This is a genomic window from Mycobacterium sp. IDR2000157661 (assembly GCF_022317005.1).
In the GTDB taxonomy this organism is placed as follows: Bacteria; Actinomycetota; Actinomycetes; order Mycobacteriales; family Mycobacteriaceae; genus Mycobacterium.
In genome coordinates this window covers 2,321,185-2,343,004 of the sequence record NZ_CP081006.1, presented here as the reverse complement: position 1 = coordinate 2,343,004, position 21,820 = coordinate 2,321,185, and the positions used below count along the sequence as shown (strand labels likewise).

Genomic DNA, 21,820 nt, shown 5'->3' with positions numbered 1-21,820 from the left:
GCTGTCCGGCGTGTCCGCCCGCCTCGAGCCGATGCTCACCAAGCGCCGCGCAGTCGATCTGTGCCGCGTCGCGGGTTCTTGCTGTTGTTGTTGTAGCTGCTGAGTAGCTGCGTTTCCTTCGCGCCGCACTCGGGAGCGACCCCTCGTGGTCTGCCCCAAATCAGCCCCATGACGCAACAGGAGTTCATTCATGCCGACGACGAACAACCAGGTGCCTGACCAGGTCGATGCCCGGGGTCCGCGCTTCGTCGCCTGGGTCACCGCAGGCGTGCTGGTGGCGGTTCTGTTGGTGTCGGCGGTCAGCCCGCTCGGCGCGGCCGTCCTGCTCGGTGCGCAGTCGGTGGTGTTCGCCGTCGGGGCGGTTCTGGGGCCACGCAGGCATCCCTACGGGCTGGTGTTCGGCCGTCTTATCGCGCCACACCTGGCCCCGGTGACCGATAAGGAGCCCGCCGCACCGCTGAGGTTCGCCCAACTGGTGGGCCTGGTGTTCGGACTGGTCGGCGTGGTCGGGTTCGCCGCCGGCCTGCCTCTGCTCGGTCTGATCGCCACCGGATCGGCCTTGACGGCGGCCTTCCTCAACGCGGCCTTCGGCATCTGCCTGGGCTGTCAGCTGTACCCGCTTGTCGCACGACTCACCCAAACCCGAAGCAATCGAAAGGAACTCGTCCATGGCACGTTCTGATGTGCTGGTCACCGCCGAGTGGGCCGAGAACAATCTCAATGCCCCCAACACCGTTTTCGTGGAGGTCGACGAGGACACCAGCGCCTACGACACCGGCCACATCGAGGGCGCGGTGCGGATCGACTGGAAGACCGACCTGCAGGACCCGGTGCGCCGCGACTTCGTCGACCAACAGCAGTTCTCCAAGCTGCTGTCCGAGCGTGGTATCGCAGGCGACGACACCGTGATCCTCTACGGCGGCAACAACAACTGGTTCGCCGCCTACGCCTACTGGTACTTCAAGCTCTACGGACATCAGGACGTCAAGCTGCTCGACGGAGGCCGCAAGAAGTGGGAACTCGACGGGCGTCCCCTGTCGACCGACACGGTGCAGCGGCCGGAGACCAGCTACACCGCCAAGGCCCCCGACACCAGCATCCGGGCGTTCCGCGACGAGGTCATCGCCGCCATCAACAACAAGAACCTCGTCGACGTGCGCTCCCCTGACGAGTTCTCGGGCAAGATCCTGGCGCCCGCGCATCTGCCTCAGGAGCAGAGCCAGCGGCCCGGGCATATCCCCGGTGCCATCAACGTTCCCTGGAGCAAGGCGGCCAACGACGACGGCACGTTCAAGTCCGACGAGGACCTGGCCAAGCTGTACTCCGAGGCCGGCTTGGACGGAGAGAAGGAGACCATCGCCTACTGCCGGATCGGTGAGCGCTCGTCGCACACCTGGTTCGTGCTGCAGGAACTCCTGGGACACCAGAACGTCAAGAACTACGACGGCAGTTGGACGGAATACGGCTCCCTGGTGGGTGCCCCGATCGAGTTGGGAAGTTGATATGTGCACTGCACCGAAGCAAGGGCTGACGTTGCCGGCCGGCGTCGACCTCGAGAAGGAGACTGTGATCACGGGTCGCGTCGTGGACGGATCGGGTCAGGCGGTCGGCGGCGCCTTCGTGCGGTTGCTGGACAGCTCCGACGAGTTCACCGCCGAGGTCGTCGCGTCGGCCACCGGTGACTTCCGGTTCTTCGCCGCACCTGGCACCTGGACGTTGCGCGCACTGTCGAAGGTCGGCAAGGGCGATGCCGTCGTCGCACCCTCGGGCGCGGGCATTCACGAGGTCCACGTCAAGGTCGCCTGACGACGAAGGCGGCGAGGTACGAGCCGACGCGCCGGGTGGTTGGCGGCGGACTAGACTTGGCGCCGTGGTGCTGTTCTACGAACTTCTCCTGGTCGCCTGCACCGTGCTGATCACCTGGTTCGCGCTCTACGCGCTGTACCGACTGATCACCGACGAGTCGTGACGTCCGGCGACGACGCCGTCGCGGCGGCCGCCGAACGCGCGAAGACCACCGCTGCCCGCAACATCCCGGTGTTCGCCGACCTGCCTGCGCCGGCGGACACCGCGAACCTTCGCGAGGGTGTCAACCTCAACGACGCGCTGCTGGCGCTGCTGCCGCTGGTCGGTGTTTGGCGCGGTGAAGGTGAGGGCCGCGGGGCACACGGCGATTATCGGTTCGGGCAGCAGATCGTCGTGTCGCACGACGGTGGCGACTACCTGATCTGGGAGGCCCGTTCGTGGCGGTTGTCCGAAGCCGGCGATTACGAGGAGCACACGTTGCGGGAATCCGGCTTCTGGCGGTTCGTCGACGACCCGGCGGATCCATCCGAGTCCCAGGCCATCGAACTGCTGCTGGCGCACTCGGCAGGCTATGTCGAACTGTTCTACGGTCGCCCCCGCAACCAGTCGTCGTGGGAGCTGGTGACCGACGCCCTGGCGCGCAGCAAGTCCGGGGTGCTCGTCGGCGGCGCCAAACGCCTGTACGGCATCGTCGAGGGCGGCGATCTGGCCTACGTCGAGGAACGGGTGGACGCCGACGGGGGCCTGGTGCCCCACCTGTCGGCCCGGCTGTCCAGGTACGTCGGCTAGTGCGCCGGCTCTCCGTGGTGATCGCCGCGGCCGCGATCCTCGCCGGCTGCGCGTCAGAACCGCCCGGCGACCAGCCCCCCAGCCCCACCACAGACGTCACTTCCGAGGCGCCCAGCGGCCACGGCTCGCTGGCTCAGTGCCTGGACGAGCAGGGCGTCCCCTCCGCGCCGGGCCCGGGGGGCGGACCGCCCGCGGGTGTCGCTCCGGACGCCTGGCGGCAGGCGATGGCGGCCTGTTCCGCCCTCGCGCCGGGACCGGCCAGCTAGGTCAGAATCGGCGCGTCACCGCCCTCTGCCAGCCAGGTGTTCTCCAGTTGCGCCAGCGTCCCGTCGGCGCGCAGCGAGTCGACGACGAAGGAGACACAGCGGGTCAGCCCACTGTCCTTGTCCAGGACGATGCCGAACTGCTCGACGTCGGCCGACTCGTTCGGCAGCCGGCCCACCATCATGCCGTCCCGCAGTTCCGAGGCGAGCGCGAACGCCGTGGGCAGATCGGCGACCACCGCGTCGATCTCGCCCGAACCGAGGGCGAGCTTGGCGTCGCCGTTGGTGTTGTAGGCCGAGACCGGCGCGTCACCGGTGACCGCCGTGGCCGCTGTCTGACTGGTGGTGCCGACTTGGGCGCCCAACCGCAGTGGCCTCAGGTCGGCGAGGCTGCGGGCGCGCGCCGCGGGCGACGACCTGACAGTGACGACGGCCTGGCTCACGTCGAAGTACGGTGACGAGAAGTCGACGGCCGCCTTGCGCGGCTGGGTGATCGAGAACTGAGAAAGGCTTGCGTCGAACGACTTCGGGCCCGCAGCGATGGCCTCGCTGAACGGCACCCGCACCCAGCGGACTTCCTGGCCGCGGTAGCCCAACTCGGCGGCCACGGCATAGGCCAGGGCGGATTCGAACCCCTCGCCGTTGGCCGGGTTGTCGCCGATGTACCAGGGTGGATACACGGGCTGGTCGGTGCCGAACGTGAACACGCCCGGATACAGAGTGGTCAGGTGATCCTTGCGACAGTCCTGGGGCCGCGGCGCCGAATAAGGTTCGGCGGCCGGTGCGCAGGCGGTCGCGACGACAGCGACCAGCAGCGCACCGAACCTCCTGGGCAAGCCCATGTGGCGAATCATCGCGCAGCGCGACACGCAGTGCCAGGGTTGTCGTGCAACGGTTCGCTACCGATTCGGCCGTCAGAAAAGGGGCGGCCCCCGAGCCGTGTGTTCCTGGCGGACAAGACCAAGGGGCTCGGGGGCCGGGTGACTGCGGGGAATTCGCCAGCGCGCGCAGGTCGCGAAGAGCTGTTGCGCTCATTCCCCTGGCGCTGCTAGCTCGCAGCCACCTCACAAGTCCATAAGTCACTAATGATGTCGGACCACCTCCCTTCCTGTGTACGAGCGACGGTACCCGCGCTTATCTAGCGCGACAAGCGATTAAGGGAGCTCTGCGCGCTCAGCGATCGCCGAGGAACCACTGCACGCGCTGCGCGGCGAAGGGTTCGCGCTTTCCCTTCAGGGAGACCAGTTCGGACCGGCCCGCCGGTTCATCGAGAAATCGACCCAGCCGCTGCGAAACCATCACCTCGCCGCCTCTCGCGCAAGACTGCAGCCGCGCCGCGGTATTGACCACGTCGCCGACGGCCGTGAAGTCGCGTAGCGCTTCGGTGCCACCTATGTTGCCGACGAAGACCTCGCCGTAGTCCAGGCCGACTCCGAGGTCGAGGACCTTGCCGCCGGTGCCGTAACCGACGCCTTCGAGCAGTCCGCGCGCGTGACTCAGCATGACCGCGGCCACGGCGCGGCGGTCGGCGTCTGTCGGTGCCCATGAGCTGCGCACGACGAAGGCGGGCAGGTACAGCGCCATCACCTCGTCGCCGATCAACTTGTCGATGATGGCGTCGGGATAGAGGACCGATTCGGCCACCGCGTAGAAGCGGCGCAGTAGCGCGCTGGTGTCCAGCGGGGAGATCGACTCCGACCGAGTGGTGAAGCCACGCAGGTCTGCGAAGAGCACACCGGCCTCGGTCGTCATCCCGCCCGGCGGCGATAACTCGACACACGTCGCGCACAGAGTCGGGTTCTTGCGCGACGGTCGGTAGCCCAGCGGTCGGACCAACCGGCCACCGAGGCCGGCGAACGGTGCTCCGCACATTCCGCAGCGTGGACTGGCCGGTAGTAGGTGCATCAGCCGGTGAGCGACGCGTGAAGACCGTGTGGTGGAGAAGTCGAAGTAGGCCTGCCAGTCGTTTGGCGACAACGGTTGGCCGGGCGATTTGCCCGCATGCCGGGCAAGACGACGCAACACCAGCCGCTGCCAACCCGAGAGACGCGGTCGAGCCGAGTCACCTTCCACCACCACAGGATGTCGTATCCTCGGCGACTCGGATGCCAGTCCGCGCTTTCCGGCCTCAGCGATCGGAAACGATCGCGGCGTCGACCAGTTCGCCGAACTCGGCAGCCAGCGGGGAGGGCGGCAGCAGCCTGCCGTCGAGCGTGTGCACCCGAGCAGCCAGCGTGATGCTTGAGACCAGCCAAACCCCTTGAGCTGCAGTCAAATCCGCGGGCCGCAGGGCACGGTAGTCGCAGTCGTAACCCTTGCTGCGGGCGACTTCGAACAGTGCCTGCTGGGTGGTGCCGCGCAGGATCGGGAACCACGGCGGCGGCGTCAGCAGCGTCAATGCTCCTTCGGACTCGGTGGCCACCACCACAGTCGAGCGTGGCCCCTCCAGGATCAGCCCGTCGGAGCCGACGAAGATCACGTCGCCGGCGCCGTGCCGCTCGGCGTGCCGCAGCGCGGCCATGTTGACCGCGTACGACAGCGTCTTCGCGCCGGCCAGCAGCCACGGCATATCGGCGGCGGTCTGGGCGGGCAACCCGCGGGCCAGCGTCAGTGCCGCCAAACCCTTGCGCCGCACCTCGGCGACGCGCGCGGGCAACGCGCCGATCGTCGCGAACGCCGTGGGCGGCGAACCACTCTCGCGTCCCCTGCTGTACACCAGCCGCAGCACGCCCTCACCGCCGTCGTCGGCGTTCCACCGGCTCACGGCCGCATCGATGGCGGCGCGCCACTGCGGCAGGTCCGGGACGGGCAGATCGGTCATCCGCGCCGAGTGGGTCAGCCGCGACAGGTGCGCTTCGAGCAGACACGGGCTGCCGTCGCGGACCAGCAGCGTTTCGAAGATCCCGTCGCCGCGGACGGCGGCCAGGTCATCGGCGTGCAGCAGCGGCGCCGACGGGTCGTGCAGCCGTCCGTCGAGGGTCACCACGACTCCTGGTGGATTGGCCATGGGCTGCAAGCGTAGCGGCGGGGTGCGGGCGCGCCGAACGTAGAGTTGAGTCATGTCAGCCGTTCCCGCACCCGACACCGGACCCGATGCCGGCGCCGTCTGGCATCACGGCGACCCTTTCGGCGAGCAGCGCGCGGCATACGACGCCGCCGTGCTCGTCGACCGCTCGCATCGCGCGGTGCTGACCGTCGCGGGCAACGACCGTCGGAGTTGGCTGCACAGCCTGACCACTCAGCACGTCAGCGACCTGGCCGACGGCTCGGTGACGCAGAATCTGAGCCTCGACGGCCAGGGCCGTGTGGAAGATCACTGGGTTCAGACCGAGCTGGGTGGCGTCACCTACCTCGACACCGAACCGTGGCGCGGGGAGCCGCTGCTGACCTACCTGCGCAAGATGGTTTTCTGGGCCGACGTGGTCGTGGAGGCGGCGGACCTGGCGGTGTTATCGCTGCTCGGGCCGCAGTCGGCGGACCCCGCTGTCCTCGAGGTGCTCGGGCTGGACGCGTTGCCTGCGCCGGATTCCGCCGTCGCGCTCGCCGGTGGCGGGTTCCTGCGGCGCATCGCGGGCGAAGACGTCGAGCTCGACCTCGTCGTCCCACGGGAGGCGGCCACCGACTGGCGGCAACGCCTCCTGGACGCGGGTGTGCGGCCTGCAGGTCTGTGGGCCTACGAAGCGCACCGCGTCGCCTCGCGCCGGCCCCGGCTCGGCGTCGACACCGATGAACGGACCATTCCGCACGAGGTGGGCTGGATCGGGCCGGCCGTGCACCTGGACAAGGGCTGTTACCGGGGGCAGGAGACGGTGGCACGCGTTCACAACCTGGGCAAACCGCCCCGCATGCTGGTGTTGCTGCACCTCGACGGGTCGACGGACCGGCCCACGACGGGCGAGCCGGTACTGGCCGGTGGGCGCACCGTGGGCCGGCTCGGCACGGTGGTCGACCATGTCGACGAAGGACCGATCGCGCTGGCGCTGCTCAAACGCGGCCTGCCCGCGGACGCCGAGCTGACCATTGGCGCGGTGCGCGCGGTGATTGACGCGGATTCCATGCCGCCGCCCGAGGCGACGGGGGCGGGACGCCGTGCCGTGGAACAGTTGCGAGGCGGCGGGCGTTGACGTCGAGGGCCTGCCAGCGCACCGCAGCCAGGCACGGTAAAGTGTCTGCAGGACGAAATTAGACACTCAGATCGGAGCCGCCTGCACATCGGGCCGCTCCGTTATTGCGCGAGGGGGTTCCCCCATGGGCCGCGGCCGGGCTAAGGCAAAGCAGACCAAGGTTGCGCGTGAGCTCAAATACAGCTCACCGCAGACCGATTTCGAGCGGCTTCAGCGCGAGCTGTCGGGCGCGCCCGAAGACGACGTCAACGGCACCGATCCGGTGGCCGACGAGTGGGTCGACGACGACGAATGGCGCCGCTGACCGTCTAGAACCGCGGGTGTTGGCCCACGAGTTCGGCTCGCGGGCCGCCTTTACCGCCCTTCTTGACGGTGCCCAGCGTCCAGCAGTCCAGGTGACGTGCGGTCAGGATCGCCAGCGCGCGGTCGGTGTCCTCCGGCGCGACGACGGCGACCATGCCGACACCCATGTTGAAGGTCTTCTCCATCTCGACCCGCTCGACACGGCCGCGCTGTGCGATCATCGCGAACACCGGGGCGGGAGTCCATGTGCCCCGGTCGATTTCGGCGACCAGCCCGGGTGGGACGACGCGCTCGAGGTTGCCGGCCAGCCCGCCGCCGGTGACGTGACAGAAAGTGCGCACCTGGGTCTCTGCGGCCAGGGCCAGGCAGTCCTTGGCGTAGATCCGGGTCGGCTCCAGCAACTCCTCGCCGAGGGTGCGGCCGAACTCCTCGACGTGGCCCGCCAAGTTCATGTGGTCGATCTCGAGCAGCACGTGACGAGCCAGTGAGTACCCGTTGGAGTGCAAACCCGTCGACGCCATCGCGATGAGCACGTCGCCGGGTTTGACTCGGTCGGGGCCCAGCACGTCGTCGGCTTCGACCACCCCCACCCCGGTGGCCGAGATGTCGTAGTGATCGGGCGCCATCAAGCCGGGATGTTCGGCGGTCTCCCCGCCGAGCAGCGCACACCCGGCCATCACGCAGCCACCGGCGATGCCGGACACCAGCTCACTGATGCGCTCGGGCACGGTGCGACCGACCGCGATGTAGTCCTGCAGGAACAGCGGTTCGGCCCCGCACACCACGAGGTCGTCGACGACCATCGCGACAAGGTCGATTCCGACGGTGTCGTGTTTGTCCATGGCCTGTGCGACGGCCAGCTTCGTTCCGACCCCGTCGGTCGAGGACGCCAGCAGGGGCTCGCGGTAGCCGCCGCGCAGCGCGAACAGGCCGGCGAACCCGCCGAGCCCGCCCCGCACCTCGGGCCGGGTCGCCTTCTCTGCCAGCGGTTTGAGGAGTTCGACGGCGCGATCGCCTGCTTCGATATCCACCCCGGCGGACGCATAGGAGATGCCGGTCGGTTCGGCGCGTTCGGTCATCGGAACAAAGGCTACCGTCGCGTCGCTGCGCCCGGTAACCGCTTGCGGTAGACCGGCCCTGTCAGAGATTCTCCGTCAGGTCGCCTCGGGAGATCTTGCCGCTTGAGGTCAGCGGCAGGGCCGAACGCAGATGCAATCGCGCCGGGATCTTGTAGTCGGCGATACGCCCATGCAGGAAGGCGGCCAGCTCATCCGGCGAAGGCGCCGCACCGGAGGTCGGCACCACGAACGCGACGGGCACCTGCCCCTCCTGCGGGTCCGGCAGGCCGACGACCGCGGCCATCGCCACCTGTGGGTGGCGCTGCAATACGGCCTCGACCTCTCCCGGGGTGATCTTCGACGTTCGCCGGACGATGATGTCTTTGAGCCGTCCGGTGAACCACCACACCCCCGCCGCGTCCCGGCGGGCCCGGTCGCCGGTACGCAGCCAGCCGTCGGCCAGGGTGGCCGCGGTGAGCGCGTCGTCGTCCCAGTAGCGCTGCATCACCATCGGCCCGGCCACCAGCAGTTCGCCCGTCGCCTCGTCGACCCGCAAGCGCGCGCCACCGACCGGGCGTCCGATGCAGCCGTCACGGTCGGTGTCGCCGTCGCGATACACGGTCAGCCAGATGGCCTCGGTCATGCCGTAGCCGACGCCGATCGGCAGCCCGCTCACCTCCCGGAAGCGGCGCTGCAGCGCGACCGGCACGGTGTCGCCGCCGGTGTAGACACCGCGCAGCGAATCGAACCAGTCACGGTGCACGCCGGGCTGGCGCAGCAGCTCGGCCAGCACGTCGATGTGGGTGCAGATCAGGCTCGGCCGGTGTTCCCGGAGGGCGCGAGCGTAGGTGAGCGGGTCGAATCCGTCGTACACCACGGAGGTTGCGCCGGCCGCCAGGGCGGCGAAGGTGGCGATGAACCCGCTGACGTGCACCTGCGGCTCGAAAACCTGCAGCACGTCGCCGGACCGGATGTCACCGAGCGCCGCGGAGGTGCTCGTCAACATCGCGTAAGCCGAGGCGTGGGTGTGCACAACTCCCTTCGGGCGGCCGGTGGAACCGGAGGTGAAGAAGATGACCGCGGGCGCATCGGCTACGACGGCGGGCAGCCCACCGGCCGGGGCGACCCTCGCGTCGCCGCTCAGCGAGTCGACGCCGTCCACCGCTATCACCCGGATGCCGTCGAGCACCTCGGGGTCGAGCTGGTCGAGCAGCGCCCGTCTGCCGCTGGCCACCATCAGCCAGCGCGGGCGCGAACGCCGCAGGGCTGCTTCGACTTCGGGTGCCGCGTAGCGGTTGTTCAGCGGGGTGGCGACCGCACCGGAGCGAAAGCAGGCCAGATAGCAGACCACCAGCTCGACACCGTTGGGCAACATCAGGGCGACGCGTTCACCGGGCGGGAGGTCGCCGTGCATCTCGGTGGCCAGTCGATCCACCGCGGCGTCCAGCTCGTGGTAACTCCACGTGCGCCCGTGCTCAACGAGTGCGGCAGCTTCCCCGCGATTCCTGACCAGGGACGCCAGCGGACTCGACTCGGCCACGGTGTCATTGTCGTTCATCGTCATTGTCGTTCATCGTCATTGTCGCGAACCATTGCCTGTGAGAACGTGACACCCATGAGACGACTTCGCTGGCCGGCGGCGGTCACCGGCGCCATGGTGGCCCTGGTGGTCGCCTCGGTCAGCGCGTCGGCCACACCGTCGGTGGGCGTGGAGGCGAGGACGATGTCGCAGGCAACGGTCGACGGTGTCGACTACGTCACCCGCGAGATCACCATCGCTCCCGGCGGTAGCACCGGGTGGCACTACCACGACGGTCGGGTGTTCGGCGTGGTACGCGCGGGCACGCTCACCCACGACGCCGCCACGTGCACCGTCGACGGGATCTATCCACCCGGCGCGCCGATCACCGAGGCCAGCGGACCCGACAACGTCCACATCGGTCGCAACCTGGGCCCCGATCCGCTCGTGATGTGGGTCGTCTACATCCAGCCGACCGGCACACCGCTGGCGGTCGACGCGCCCGATCCGGGTTGCGGGTTTGCCTGAGCCGGAAACCGGCCATCCCGGTCGAGTGGCTGACACGATTCGCTGCCTGGTGACCGGTGCGACCGGTTACATCGGTGGCCGACTGATCCCCCGGCTCCTGGACCGCGGGTTTGCGGTGCGCGCGCTGGCGCGCAACCCCGACAAACTATCCGGCGTCGAATGGCGCGACCGCGTCGAGGTGGTCAAGGGCGACCTCGACGACGTCGATTCGCTGCGCAACGCGTTCGACGGCATCGACGTCGTCTACTACCTCGTGCACTCTATGGGCACCGAAAGCAATTTCGTCGAGGCGGAGGCCCGCTCGGCGCGCAACGTCGTCGAAGCCGCGAGCCAGGCCGGGGTCAAGCGCATCGTCTATCTCGGCGGTCTGCATCCGTCCGGTGCCGACTTGTCCCCGCATCTGCGTTCACGCACGGCGGTCGGCGACATCCTGATCGACTCCGGCATCGAGACGGTCGTGCTGCAGGCCGGCATCGTCATCGGCTCGGGGTCGGCGTCGTTCGAGATGATGCGTCACCTGACCAACCGGCTGCCGGCGATGACGACCCCGAAGTGGGTGCACAACAAGATCCAGCCGATCGCGATCGACGATGTGCTGCACTATCTGGCCGAGGCGGCGGCGGTGCCGGTGCCGACATCGCGCACCTGGGATGTCGGTGGACCCGACGTGATGGAGTACGGCGACGCAATGCAGACCTATGCGGACGTGGCCGGCCTTCGGAAACGGATCATCATCGCGATCCCGTTCCTGACGCCGACGATCGCGAGCCTGTGGGTCGGCCTGGTGACCCCGATGCCCCCTGGGTTGGCCCGGCCGCTGATCGAATCGCTGGAAGTGGACGCGGTCATGAACGAACACGACATCGACACCATCATCGCGCCGCCCGAGGGCGGATTGACCGGCTACCGCGACGCAGTCGAGAGCGCTATGAAGATCGGACCGCTGCCCAGCGACCCGCACTGGGCGCGCGCCGGTCGGCCCGCGGCAGGCTAAGGCCGACGCAGCGCCGAGGCGTTGTCGTTGTCGGCCTGCAGCGGGATGCCGCTGCGGGCGGCGTTCGCGAGCATGTGCTCGATCACGTTCTTGCCCAACGCCGACTCCCCGGGCAGCTCGATCGGGTAGTTGCCGTCGAAGCACGCGCTGCACAGCCGGGACGCGGGCTGCTCGGTCGCGGCGATCATGCCCTGCCTGCTGATGTAGCCCAGCGTGTCGGCGCCGATCGCATGGCGCACCGCTTCGAGCATCTCGTCCTCGTCGGCCGCCATGCTCTTGGCGTTCGCGATCAGCTCGGCAGGTGTGGCGAAGTCGATGCCGTAGAAGCAGGGCCACTTCACCGGCGGGGAGGCGATGCGCACGTGCACCTCGAGCGCGCCGGCCTCGCGCAGCATCCGGATCAGCGCCCGCTGGGTGTTGCCGCGCACGATCGAGTCGTCGACGACGATCAGCCGCTTGCCGCGGATCACTTCCTTCAGCGGGTTGAGTTTGAGCCGGATACCCAGCTGCCGAATCGTCTGCGACGGCTGGATGAAGGTCCGCCCGACGTAGGCGTTCTTCATCAGCCCCTGCCCGAACGGAATGCCGGACTCCTGCGCATAGCCGACCGCTGCGGGCGTGCCCGACTCCGGCACGCCGATCACCAGGTCGGCGTCGACCGGCTTCTCGCGCGCGAGCCTGCGGCCGATGTCGACGCGGGCGGCGTGCACCGAGCGGCCGGCGATCGTGCTGTCCGGCCGCGCCAGGTAGACGTATTCGAAGACGCAGCCCTTCGGGTCCGGGTTGGCGAACCGGGTGGACCGCACGCCGTCGGCGTCGATAGCCAGCAGTTCGCCGGGTTCGATGTCGCGGACGAACGATGCGCCGACGATGTCGAGCGCCGCGGTCTCCGAGGCGACCACCCAGCCCCGGTCGAGCCGGCCCAGTGACAACGGCCGCACTCCATACGGGTCGCGCGCCGCATACAGCGTGTTCTCGTCCATGAAGGTCAGGCAGAAAGCCCCACGAACGGTCGGCAATAGCTCCAGCGCGGCCTGCTCCAGCGTCGCGTCGGCCGCGCCGTGCGCGAGCAGCGCGCCCAGGATGTCGGAGTCGGTGGTCGCGGCCGGGGCGCCCCTGGTGCCAAGCAGCCCGGCCTCCCGCGCCCGGCCGGCCAGTTCGGCGGCGTTGACGAGGTTGCCGTTGTGCCCCAGCGCCACACCCGTGCCTGCGGACGTGTTGCGGAACACCGGCTGGGCGTTCTCCCAGGTGGTGGAGCCGCTGGTCGAGTAGCGGCAATGGCCGATGGCGACGTGCCCTTCCATGGCGGCCAGCGTCTGTTCGTCGAACACCTGGCTGACCAGGCCGAGATCCTTGAAGACGAGCACCTGGGAACCGTCCGCGACGGCGATACCCGCCGCTTCCTGACCGCGGTGCTGCAAGGCGTACAAGCCGTAGTACGTGAGCTTGGCGACCTCTTCACCCGGCGCCCAGACGCCGAATACGCCGCACTCTTCGCGGGGTTCTGGATCGGTCTGCGGGCCGGTCACGGTAAGGGCTGCTCCCAGGGCGGAGTGGGTAGACGCGGTTCAGTCTACGGTCATCACGGGTCGATCACGGAATTGAACGACGGGTGTCGTGGTGAGAACAACACCGTGGCCCGGTCGCCCAATTTCACAGCTGTAAGAAACTGTGGCGCAGCTAACCCTGCAGCCCGGCCAGCGGCAGCCACGCCGCGATCTCGCCCGCCCGCGATCCGGACAGCGTCAGCCGGCGGTCGGCGGCCGCGTCGTCGACCGAAACCAGGCCCGTGGCCAGCAACAGCCAGGTGCGTGCGTCGGTCTCGACGACGTTCGACGGGTTGCCGCGCCGGTGCGCGGGTCCGGCGATGCACTGCACGGCGACGAACGGGGGAACCCGCACCTCGACACTGGAGCCCGGCGCGACCGCGGCGAGCGTGCGGGCGGTCAGGCGCACCGCCTCGGCCAGTTCGCCGCGGCCAGGCGCGGGCTGCCGGTCGTCGCGCAGCCAGCCCGCCAACGCACCCACCGCGGCGCGGGTCTGCACCGGATCGGCACTACGGGCCCGTTTCGAGGTGGCCATACCTTACTGTCTCAAAGTGTTCGTCGACCGCCACGATCCGCCGTACAAGGTGGCCGGGGCGGTGCTGCTGGCTGTCGCGGCGGTGGCGGCGGGCTTGGTCTACGCCCAATTCCGCGGCGACCTGACGCGCACGGCGCGGTTGACGGTGCTGTCGTCGCGTGCCGGGCTGGTCGTCGACCCGGGCGCCAAGGTCACCTACAACGGCGTGGAGATCGGGCGGGTCGACCGCATCGACGCCGTCGAGGTCGACGGTACGCAGAAGGCCCGCCTCGCCCTCGACGTCGATCCCCGCCAGCTGGCGCTCATCCCGGCCAACGCCGACGTGCAGATCCGCGCCACCACGGTGTTCGGCAACAAGTACATCTCGTTCACTTCGCCATCGGATGCTGTGCCGCAACGACTCTCGGCGGCCGATGTGATCGACGCGTCGGCCGTCACCACCGAGTTCAACACACTGTTCGAGACGGTCACCGCGCTCGCTGAGCGGGTTGACCCGATCAAATTGAACCAGACGCTCAGCGCCACGGCCGAAGCCCTCACCGGGCTGGGCGACCGGTTCGGCCGATCGCTGCTCGACGGCAACGCCATCCTCGACGACCTCAATCCCCGCATGGCGCAGGTTCGCGAGGACACCGGCCTACTGGCCGACCTGGCGTCGGTGTACTCAGGCGCCTCGCCGGACCTGTTCGACGGACTGCAGGACGCGGTGACATCCGTCCGTACGCTCAACGAGCATCGCGCCGACATCGATGCCGCGCTGGTGGCTTCGCTCGGATTCGCCGAAACCGGCGGCGACGTGTTCGACCGCGCCGCACCGTTCTTCGTCCGTGGCGCAGCCGATCTGGTGCCGACCACCGAGCTGCTCGACGACTACCGCGGCATGATCCTGTGCACCATCCGCAAGTTCGACAAGGTCCAGAGTCAGGTCGCCGACACCCTCGGGGGCAACGGCTACTCGCTGGCGACGATGTCGGGAGCCATCGCGGGCGCCGGCAACCCGTACGTCTATCCCGACAACCTGCCCCGGGTCAACGCCCGGGGCGGTCCGGAGGGCAGTCCCGGCTGCTGGCACGACATCTCGCGCGAACTGTGGCCCGCGCCGTACCTGGTGATGGACACCGGGGCGAGCATCGCGCCGTACAACCACTTCGAGCTCGGCCAGCCGCTGCTGATCGAATACGTGTGGGGTCGCCAGATCGGTGAGTACACCATCAACCCGTGACGCCGTCAGGTGGGGAAGCCGAACATCTTCACCACGCCGTGGTCGCGGCCGGCCGTGTAGCCGCCGTCCACCGCTATCGCCTGGCCGGTGATGAAAGACGCGTCGGTCGAGACGAGAAACGCGGCGACCGCGGCGATCTCGTCGGGCTGGCCACGCCGCTGCAGCGCGTGCTCCTCGGTGATTGAGCGAAGCGGTTCCGCCATCCCCTCCAGGCCCATGACGCTGTCCAGCATCGGGGTGTCGATGAAGCCGGGGCAGATGGCGTTGGCGCGGATACCGCTGGGGCCGTAGTCGAGCGCGATGTTCTTGGTGAGCAGCACGACACCGCCCTTGGCGGCGTTGTAGCCGCTGCCGCCCGCCGTGCCCTCCAGGCCCTCCACGCTGGCGAGGGTGACCAGCGCACCACGCTCGCCGCTGCCGGCTGAGCCGGCGATCGGACCACCGACCCGCGGCTGGTCGATCATCCTGGCCAGCGCGGCCTTGGCCACCAGGAAGGTGCCGGTGAGGTTGACGTCGATCACCCGCTGCCACTCGCTGCGATCGAGCAGGTGCACCGGTCCGCCGCCGGCGACACCCGCCGAGTGGACCACGCCGTCCAGCCGTCCGTCCACCTCGGCGAACACGGCGGCGACGGCGGATTCGTCGGTGATGTCGGCGGTGACGAACGAGAAGCGGTCGCCGAGTTGCTCCGGTGGCCGGTTCACATCGGCGCCGACGACGGTGCCGCCTTGGGCGAGAAGGCGCTTGGCGGTGGCCAGTCCGATGCCTGACGCCGCACCGGTGACGACGAAGTTGCGGGTGCCACGGGCGGCGGTCATGGCCTGGACCCTACGCGGCGCTGGACGGCCAACGCCGCCAGCGCCGCGGCTTCGTTGGCGGCCAGGTGCGCCAGCATCGGCGCCAGCACGCTGCCCGACCGTGCCTGCAGCCAGCCGAACGCCCACCCCGCGACGCCGGTCACCGCAACGGTGCCCAGCACCGGGTTCCGGGTGATGCGGGCGTCCATGATGTGCCACAGACCGAATGCCACCGACTGCAGCAGTCGGCCGTCGCGGGATCCGAAGGCGTCCTCGGCGAGGGTGCCCAAGGTCGCCCGGTAGGCGATCTCCTCGGGCCACACGGTGCCCAACGGGATGTCGAGCAGCATCCAACGGAGGGTACGCTCGGGCAGTTCGCGCGCGGCCATGCCGCGACGCACCGGCGGGATCGCGGCCGACGCCACCACCCCCGCCGCGATCACCGCGCCTGCCGCCAGCCCGTGACGCAGGCCCGAGGCCAGCGCCGGCGAGCCCATGCCGAGTGGCGGGCGCGCCAGCGCGTACAGGCCGGTGCCCAGCGCGGCGTTGGGAACGGGGTGAAATCTCACCCGCGGTGCGACGAAGCTCCACCCCACCAGGGCAATACTCATCATGACTGCTTGAAATTTGTTCTGCCGCATCAATACTCGGGTCCGTCCTGCCCTAGGTCCTTCTGCAGCGCGACGCGGATCCGCTCGGTGTCCTCGCGGGTCCATCCGTCGGGCGGTGCGACGGCCGCCCAGCCGTCGAGCACGAACTCACCGTAATTGTGGCCGTGGCCGGCAGGCACCGACACCGCGTTGGTCATATCGGCCGCGACCTGCCCGAAGGTGACGATGGGGTACCACCGCATCGACGCGGTACGGTCGCGTCCCGGCGGTTCGCGCAGCCAGTCCGGCCGGGTGAACAACAGGTCGTCCGACCACCACACGATCGGATCCGAGGCGTGTTGCATGAACAGCACCCGCGTGCCCTCCCACGGGGCGGCGGTGTCGGCGGCGATCTGGGCGGCGCCGTTGGCCTGCGTGAACCGCACGGTGCGGCCGTCGTCGTAGCGCGGTTGCACCTGCGGCGTTGCGGGGTCGCGCCGGGCGGTGATCGCCTCCCACAACGGGCTGGCGTTCGGTGGGCCCACCCACAACACCGACGAGAAGCCCATCCTCGCGATGTCGGGCAGCCACGCGAAGGCGGCCTGGCCGGCCATCGAGCCCAGACTCTCGCCGTAGAGAACGAGTTCTGGCCTGCGGTCTTCCGGACGCTGCTCCCAGCGCTGATGGATCGCGTCGATCATCATCCGGCCGGACTCCATCGACTTCTCGCGGTCGCCGAGGAACGAGATCCAACTCGGCAGGAACGAGTACTGCGAACCCACGATCGCGGTGTCGCCGTTGTACATCATCTCCAGTGAGCTCGCCGCGAGGGGATTGATCCAACCGGTGCCGGTGGTGGGCACGATCACCAGCAGTCTGCGTTCGAAGGCACCCGTGCGCTCGAGTTCGCTCAGCAGCACGGCCATCCGTTGTTCGTCGGTGTCGGCGGTCTGCAGGCCGACGTACACCCGGATCGGTTCCTTGGCAGGCGCGCCGTTGAGTTCGGTCAGCTCCTCGGCGTCCGGTCCGGTCGCCACGAAGTTTCGGCCCTGGTAGCCGAGGCTTTCCCAATCGGCGAACGACTCTGGGCTGCCAGACCTTTCGGATTCCTCCGGCTGCACGATGCCCGCCATCGTGGTGGTGTTCTGCGGTTGGAACACCCAGTTGGCGCCGATGAGGAAGCCGCGCAGCAACACGCCGTTGACCAGGGTGACGGCCAGCACGACGACGATCGCCGTGCCGATGAACAGCGCCACCTCGTCGGTCAGCCGCCAGCGTCGGATGAAGAAGCGGGCCATCGTCTTGATGACGTCCAGCAGCACTCTTGCCGTGCCGACGCACACGCCGCCGACGGCGACCGCGACCACCAGCGTGCGCAGGTACCCCAGCGTGGTGGGACCTTCGATGCCCATCAGCGCCGACACCTGCCGCTGCCAGGCCGCCCCCGGAATGACCATCAAGACGCTGGCCGTCACCGATCCCGCGACGATTACGCACTTGACCGCCCACAGCACCCGCCTGCTCGGCGGCCACCAGGACCGGTTGCGTAAGACGAAGCGCTTCAACAGCTTCGCGACGAACACACCGATGCCGTAGCCGATGGCGGCGTCCAAGCCGCCGATGAGTCCCTGGAACAGCCAGTCCCTGGGCAGCAGTGACGGCGTCAGCGACAGGCAGAAGAACAGCGCGGCGAAGGCCACCCCGACAAAGTCCAGCCGGAGCAGGCTCCACGCCCAGGTGTAGAGCGAATTTCGTTGTGTAGGACTCTCATTCACCCGAACAACCTGGGCAGCACACTTTCCGACGTGGCACGCAGTTCCGCCAGGGTGACCGTGAACTGGCCCTGCACCTCGATGGCGTCGCCGACTTGGTCGACGACCCCGATCCGGGTGGCGGGCAGGCCGCGGGCCTCGCACATGGCGCGGAACCGGCTCTCCTCGGTGCGCGGGACGGCCACCAGCACCCGCCCCGCCGACTCGGCGAACAGCATCACGAATGGATCTACGCCTTCGGGAAGGACGATGCGGCAACCGGTTTCGCCCCGCAGCGCCGATTCCACGACCGCCTGCGCAAGGCCACCCTCGGAGAGGTCGTGCGCCGCCGACACCAATCCGTCGCGCGACGCGGCGGTGAGCACGTCGGCCAGCAGCTTCTCGCGGCCGAGGTCGACCTTCGGCGGGAGCCCGCCGAGGTGGTCACCGGTCACCTGTGCCCACACGGACCCGTCGAACTCGTCTCGGGTGTCGCCGAGCAGCATCAACGTCTCGCCGGGTTCCTCACCGAACCCGGTGGGAAGACGTCGGCTCACATCTTCCAAGACACCGAGGACACCGACGACCGGTGTCGGCAGGATGGCGGTGGTGCCGGTCTGATTGTAGAAGCTGACGTTTCCGCCGGTGACCGGAATACCCAGGGCCGCAGCGCCCTCGGCGAGGCCGCGGACGGCCTGACTGAACTGCCACATCACGCCGGGATCCTCGGGCGAGCCGAAGTTGAGGCAGTTGGTCACCGCGACCGGCGTGGCGCCTGTCACGGCGACGTTGCGGTACGCCTCGGCCAGCGCCAACTGCGCGCCGGTGTAGGGGTCCAGCGCCGTGTACCGGCCCGACGCATCGGTGGAGATCGCGATCCCCCGACCGGTGGTTTCGTCCACGCGCAGCACGCCGCCGTCGGCGTCCTCGGCCAGCACAGTGTTGCCGCGCACGTAGCGGTCGTACTGTTCGGTGATGAAAGCACGGCTGCACAGGTGCGGACTGCCCAGCAGCGCAAGCAGAGTCGCTTTGAGCTCTTCACCGCTGCGCGGGCGCGGCAGTTTCTCCGACGTGTCTGCGTTGAGCGCGTCCTGGGTCTCGGGCCGGGCGACGGGGCGCTGATAGACCGGACCTTCGTGTGCGACCGTGCGCGGTGGCACGTCGACGACCGTCTCGCCGTGCCAGCTGATCTGCAGCCGGTCGCCGTCGGTCACCTCGCCGATGACCGTGGCCAGCACGTCCCACTTGCGGCACACGGCCATGAACTTGTCGACATTGTCGGGCGTGACGACCGCGCACATCCGTTCCTGCGACTCGCTGGACAAGATCTCGGCGGGGGTCATGTTGGCCGCCCGCAGCGGAACGGATTCCAGCTCGATGCGCATACCGCCGTCGCCGGCCGATGCGAGTTCTGAAGTGGCGCATGACAGTCCGGCGCCGCCGAGGTCCTGAATGCCGACCACCAGGTCGTTGGCGTAGAGCTCCAGGCAGCACTCGATAAGCACCTTCTCCATGAAGGGGTCACCGACCTGCACCGAGGGCAGCTTCTTGCGTGACCCCGAGCCGCTCTCGTCGCCACCGAACGTCTCCGACGCCAGCACCGACACCCCGCCGATGCCGTCCAACCCGGTGCGCGCACCGAACAGAACGATCTTGTTGCCGGTGCCCGAAGCGAACGCCAGGTGCAGGTGCTGCTTTCGCAGCACTCCCACGCACAACGCATTCACCAGCGGGTTGCCGCCGTAGGAAGCGTCGAAGACGGTTTCCCCGCCGATGTTGGGCAGGCCCAGCGAGTTGCCGTAGCCGCCGATGCCGCGCACCACCCCGTCGACGACACGGCGGGTGTCGGGGGCGTCGGCGGCGCCGAACCGGAGCTGATCCATCACCGCGACCGGGCGCGCGCCCATCGCCATGATGTCGCGCACGATGCCACCGACGCCGGTTGCGGCGCCCTGGTACGGCTCGATGTAGGACGGGTGGTTGTGTGACTCGACCTTGAACGTGGCGGCCCAGCCGTCCCCGATGTCGACGACTCCGGCGTTCTCACCGATACCGGCCAGCATCGTCCTGCGCATCTCGTCGGTGGTGGTCTCGCCGAAGTAGCGCAGGTGCACCTTCGATGACTTGTACGAGCAGTGCTCGCTCCACATCACCGAGTACATCGCCAGCTCGGCGTCGGTGGGTCTGCGGCCGAGGATGTCGCGGATGCGTGCGTACTCGTCGTCCTTGAGGCCGAGCTCGCGGAAGGGCTGTGGTTGCTCGGGGGTGGCGGCGGCTCGGTCGACGGTATCCAGGGCTTGGGTGGGCTCCGACGTCACCACGACAGTCTAGTTTGGGCCGCGTCAGCCCACTGCGGCGACACAGAACGCGTTGCCGCCGGGATCGGTCAGCACCACCCAGTGAAAGTCGTCACCGAAGTTGTGCCTGCCGGTCTCGGTGGCACCCATCTCCACCAGCCGCGCGACTTCGGCGTCCATGTCGGCGGCCGAGAAGTCGATGTGCAGCTTGTTCTTGCCCGGCGTCGGATCCGCCACCCGCTGGAAGGCCAGATTCGGTCCGTCGGACTGGCCGACGAGAACGAATTCACCTGGCGCAACCGGGTTTACCGTGCCGCCGACCGCCGTCGCCCACCAGTGGGCCATCGCGTCGGGGTCGGCGCAGTCGAACGTTATCGATTCCACGTTGAGTCCCATGCGCGAGACCCTATGTCAGGCGGGTGACAGAAACGCTTCGAGCGCCGCGGAGTAGGCCGCGACGTCAGCGGCGCCCATCACTTCCCGAGCCGAGTGCATCGCCAGCTGCGCTGCGCCGACGTCGACGGTGGGGATCCCGGTGCGTGCGGAGGTCATCGGGCCGATGGTCGACCCGCACGGCAGATCGGCGCGGTGTTCGTAGCGCTGCAGCGGCACACCCGCCTGGGCGCACGCCAGCGCGAATGCCGCACCGGTCCGTCCGTCGGTGGCGTAGCGGAGGTTCGGCTGCACCTTGAGCACCGGTCCACCGTTGACCTCGATGAGATGTCCCGGTTCATGGCGGTCCGGGTAGTTCGGGTGGGTGGCGTGCGCCATGTCGCCCGACGCCACCATGGATCCGGGCAGCCGGCGAAGGAACTCCTCGCGCCCACCCCCCTGGCTCAGCGTGATGCGCTCGAGGACGGTCAACAGCAGCTCGGACTGGGCGCCGTGGTCGGACTGCGAGCCGACCTCTTCGTGGTCGAACAGCACCAGCACCGGCACGCTGTCGCCGGGTTCGGCGGCGAGGAACGCCTCCAAACCGGCGTAGCAGGTCGCCTGGTTGTCCAGCCGCGGAGCGCTGAGAAGTTCCCGGTCGGCTCCGACCAGCCGCGAGGGGGTGAGGTCGTGCGTCATCAGGTCGGCGCCCAGCACGTCGGCTGGGGGCACGTCGGCCCGCTCGGCGACGTAGTCCAGGAACGACCGGGTGCCACTGCCGACACCCCACACCGCGTTGACGTGCCGCTGCGGGTCCAGCGCCACCGCCTTGCGGTCGTCGGCGAGGTGAATGGCCAGCTGCGGCACCCGCAGGACGGGGTCGTCGATCCGGACGAGCCGGTGCTCGACTGTGTTGCCGCGGCGCACGGACAGCCTGCCGCTGACGCCCAGGTCGCGGTCCAGCCAGGAGTTCAACCACGCGCCGCCGTAGGGCTGCAACGCGACCACCCGCCAGCCGGACACGAAGCGGTCGGGATGCTGCTTGACGCGCAGATTGGGGCTGTCGGTATGGGCGCCGACGATACGAAAAGGCCAGGCACCGCTGTCCGCTGCGCTGTGCCACGCGATGAGCGAGCCGGCCCGCACGGTGAAGAACCGACCGCTGGAGTCCCACGCTTCGGTTTCCGAGAGCTCGCGAAAGCCCGCCGCGCGCAGCCGGGCCGCGGCGGTCTCACAGACGTGAAACGGCGAGGGCGAGGAGTCGATGAACTCGCACAAGCCCTGCGGATCGGCAGCCATGATTCCCATCCTCCCTGACGCAGCCA

24 protein-coding genes are annotated in these 21,820 nt (G+C 68.9%); 11 read left to right on the top strand and 13 right to left on the bottom strand.

Annotation, left to right across the window (positions count from 1 at the left end):
* The first annotated feature begins 31 nt into the window (after positions 1-31).
* The 6 genes from K3G64_RS25685 to K3G64_RS12475 all read left to right on the top strand — a co-directional run bounded on the left by K3G64_RS25685 (position 32) and on the right by K3G64_RS12475 (position 2,861).
* Positions 32-103 carry an Ms5788A family Cys-rich leader peptide gene (locus tag K3G64_RS25685; RefSeq protein ID WP_370647192.1) on the top strand — a complete coding sequence of 24 codons (72 nt, stop codon included), beginning with the start codon at positions 32-34 and terminating at the stop codon, positions 101-103.
* 87 nt (positions 104-190) lie between these two features.
* On the top strand, positions 191-682 hold the full coding sequence (locus K3G64_RS12495; RefSeq protein ID WP_238950189.1) for a DUF4395 domain-containing protein: 492 nt from the start codon (positions 191-193) through the stop codon (positions 680-682).
* A complete protein-coding gene (locus K3G64_RS12490; RefSeq protein ID WP_238950188.1) occupies positions 669-1,502 on the top strand; it encodes a sulfurtransferase in 834 nt (277 codons plus the stop codon). The genes K3G64_RS12495 and K3G64_RS12490 overlap by 14 nt, the downstream gene beginning before the upstream one ends.
* A 1-nt stretch (position 1,503) precedes the next feature.
* Positions 1,504-1,806 (top strand): DUF1416 domain-containing protein, encoded by a 303-nt coding sequence (locus tag K3G64_RS12485; RefSeq protein ID WP_238950187.1) that lies wholly within the window; start codon positions 1,504-1,506, stop codon positions 1,804-1,806.
* Between the two features lie 159 nt (positions 1,807-1,965).
* Complete coding sequence (locus tag K3G64_RS12480) at positions 1,966-2,595, top strand: FABP family protein (RefSeq protein WP_238950186.1); 630 nt, start codon at positions 1,966-1,968, stop codon at positions 2,593-2,595.
* The gene (locus K3G64_RS12475; RefSeq protein WP_238950185.1) at positions 2,595-2,861 is read left to right on the top strand and encodes a hypothetical protein; all 267 of its coding nucleotides are present in this window, start codon (positions 2,595-2,597) and stop codon (positions 2,859-2,861) included. The genes K3G64_RS12480 and K3G64_RS12475 overlap by 1 nt, the downstream gene beginning before the upstream one ends.
* On the opposite strand, the gene K3G64_RS12470 is transcribed toward K3G64_RS12475, so the two are convergent.
* From K3G64_RS12470 to K3G64_RS12460, 3 genes are all read right to left on the bottom strand, one after another.
* Entirely contained in the window at positions 2,858-3,700 is an 843-nt protein-coding gene (locus tag K3G64_RS12470) for an ABC transporter substrate-binding protein (RefSeq protein WP_238950184.1), read from the bottom strand. The two genes, K3G64_RS12475 and K3G64_RS12470, sit on opposite strands and share 4 nt — an antisense overlap.
* A 331-nt stretch (positions 3,701-4,031) precedes the next feature.
* Positions 4,032-4,730 (bottom strand): adenylate/guanylate cyclase domain-containing protein, encoded by a 699-nt coding sequence (locus K3G64_RS12465; RefSeq protein WP_238950183.1) that lies wholly within the window; start codon positions 4,728-4,730, stop codon positions 4,032-4,034.
* A gap of 256 nt (positions 4,731-4,986) precedes the next feature.
* On the bottom strand, positions 4,987-5,865 hold the full coding sequence (locus K3G64_RS12460) for an aminodeoxychorismate lyase (RefSeq protein ID WP_238950182.1): 879 nt from the start codon (positions 5,863-5,865) through the stop codon (positions 4,987-4,989).
* 52 nt (positions 5,866-5,917) lie between these two features.
* On the opposite strand from K3G64_RS12460, the gene ygfZ reads away from it, so the two are divergent.
* Both ygfZ and K3G64_RS12450 read left to right on the top strand, forming a co-directional pair.
* A complete protein-coding gene (gene ygfZ, locus K3G64_RS12455; RefSeq protein WP_238950181.1) occupies positions 5,918-6,982 on the top strand; it encodes a CAF17-like 4Fe-4S cluster assembly/insertion protein YgfZ in 1,065 nt (354 codons plus the stop codon).
* Positions 6,983-7,106: 124 nt separating this feature from the next.
* Positions 7,107-7,286 (top strand): DUF3073 domain-containing protein, encoded by a 180-nt coding sequence (locus K3G64_RS12450; protein ID WP_238950179.1) that lies wholly within the window; start codon positions 7,107-7,109, stop codon positions 7,284-7,286.
* 4 nt (positions 7,287-7,290) lie between these two features.
* Here the strand turns inward: K3G64_RS12450 and purM are convergent, their stop codons facing one another.
* Together purM and K3G64_RS12440 are read right to left on the bottom strand one after the other, a co-directional pair.
* On the bottom strand, positions 7,291-8,364 hold the full coding sequence (gene purM, locus K3G64_RS12445; protein WP_238950177.1) for a phosphoribosylformylglycinamidine cyclo-ligase: 1,074 nt from the start codon (positions 8,362-8,364) through the stop codon (positions 7,291-7,293).
* A gap of 61 nt (positions 8,365-8,425) precedes the next feature.
* Positions 8,426-9,907 (bottom strand): class I adenylate-forming enzyme family protein, encoded by a 1,482-nt coding sequence (locus K3G64_RS12440; RefSeq protein WP_238950175.1) that lies wholly within the window; start codon positions 9,905-9,907, stop codon positions 8,426-8,428.
* Between the two features lie 51 nt (positions 9,908-9,958).
* On the opposite strand from K3G64_RS12440, the gene K3G64_RS12435 reads away from it, so the two are divergent.
* Together K3G64_RS12435 and K3G64_RS12430 are read left to right on the top strand one after the other, a co-directional pair.
* A complete protein-coding gene (locus K3G64_RS12435) occupies positions 9,959-10,390 on the top strand; it encodes a cupin (RefSeq protein WP_238950173.1) in 432 nt (143 codons plus the stop codon).
* Between the two features lie 25 nt (positions 10,391-10,415).
* Complete coding sequence (locus K3G64_RS12430) at positions 10,416-11,384, top strand: NAD(P)H-binding protein (RefSeq protein ID WP_238950172.1); 969 nt, start codon at positions 10,416-10,418, stop codon at positions 11,382-11,384.
* Here K3G64_RS12430 and purF read toward each other — a convergent pair.
* Positions 11,381-12,913: an amidophosphoribosyltransferase gene (gene purF, locus K3G64_RS12425; RefSeq protein ID WP_238950171.1), complete on the bottom strand. Its 1,533-nt coding sequence runs from the start codon at positions 12,911-12,913 to the stop codon at positions 11,381-11,383. The two genes, K3G64_RS12430 and purF, sit on opposite strands and share 4 nt — an antisense overlap.
* Positions 12,914-13,064: 151 nt before the next feature.
* Positions 13,065-13,466, bottom strand: coding sequence for a sterol carrier family protein (locus K3G64_RS12420; protein WP_238950170.1), 402 nt, complete (start codon positions 13,464-13,466; stop codon positions 13,065-13,067).
* 16 nt (positions 13,467-13,482) lie between these two features.
* On the opposite strand from K3G64_RS12420, the gene K3G64_RS12415 reads away from it, so the two are divergent.
* Positions 13,483-14,688 carry an MCE family protein gene (locus K3G64_RS12415; protein WP_238950169.1) on the top strand — a complete coding sequence of 402 codons (1,206 nt, stop codon included), beginning with the start codon at positions 13,483-13,485 and terminating at the stop codon, positions 14,686-14,688.
* Between the two features lie 5 nt (positions 14,689-14,693).
* Here K3G64_RS12415 and K3G64_RS12410 read toward each other — a convergent pair whose 3' ends face one another.
* From K3G64_RS12410 to K3G64_RS12385, 6 genes are read right to left on the bottom strand one after another with little or no spacing between them, the layout of a single operon-like run.
* A complete protein-coding gene (locus K3G64_RS12410) occupies positions 14,694-15,506 on the bottom strand; it encodes an SDR family NAD(P)-dependent oxidoreductase (RefSeq protein ID WP_238950168.1) in 813 nt (270 codons plus the stop codon).
* Positions 15,503-16,096, bottom strand: a complete 594-nt coding sequence (locus tag K3G64_RS12405; RefSeq protein ID WP_370647146.1) for an Rv0804 family intramembrane glutamic endopeptidase — start codon at positions 16,094-16,096, stop codon at positions 15,503-15,505. Before K3G64_RS12405 ends, K3G64_RS12410 begins: the two co-directional genes overlap by 4 nt.
* A 29-nt stretch (positions 16,097-16,125) precedes the next feature.
* The gene (locus K3G64_RS12400; RefSeq protein ID WP_238950166.1) at positions 16,126-17,850 is read right to left on the bottom strand and encodes an alpha/beta hydrolase; all 1,725 of its coding nucleotides are present in this window, start codon (positions 17,848-17,850) and stop codon (positions 16,126-16,128) included.
* Positions 17,847-20,120: a phosphoribosylformylglycinamidine synthase subunit PurL gene (purL, locus tag K3G64_RS12395; protein ID WP_238950620.1), complete on the bottom strand. Its 2,274-nt coding sequence runs from the start codon at positions 20,118-20,120 to the stop codon at positions 17,847-17,849. Before purL ends, K3G64_RS12400 begins: the two co-directional genes overlap by 4 nt.
* Positions 20,121-20,168: 48 nt before the next feature.
* The gene (locus tag K3G64_RS12390) at positions 20,169-20,519 is read right to left on the bottom strand and encodes a VOC family protein (protein ID WP_238950165.1); all 351 of its coding nucleotides are present in this window, start codon (positions 20,517-20,519) and stop codon (positions 20,169-20,171) included.
* A 15-nt stretch (positions 20,520-20,534) separates the two neighbouring features.
* Positions 20,535-21,794, bottom strand: coding sequence for a M18 family aminopeptidase (locus K3G64_RS12385; protein WP_238950164.1), 1,260 nt, complete (start codon positions 21,792-21,794; stop codon positions 20,535-20,537).
* Between the last annotated feature and the right edge of the window lie 26 nt (positions 21,795-21,820).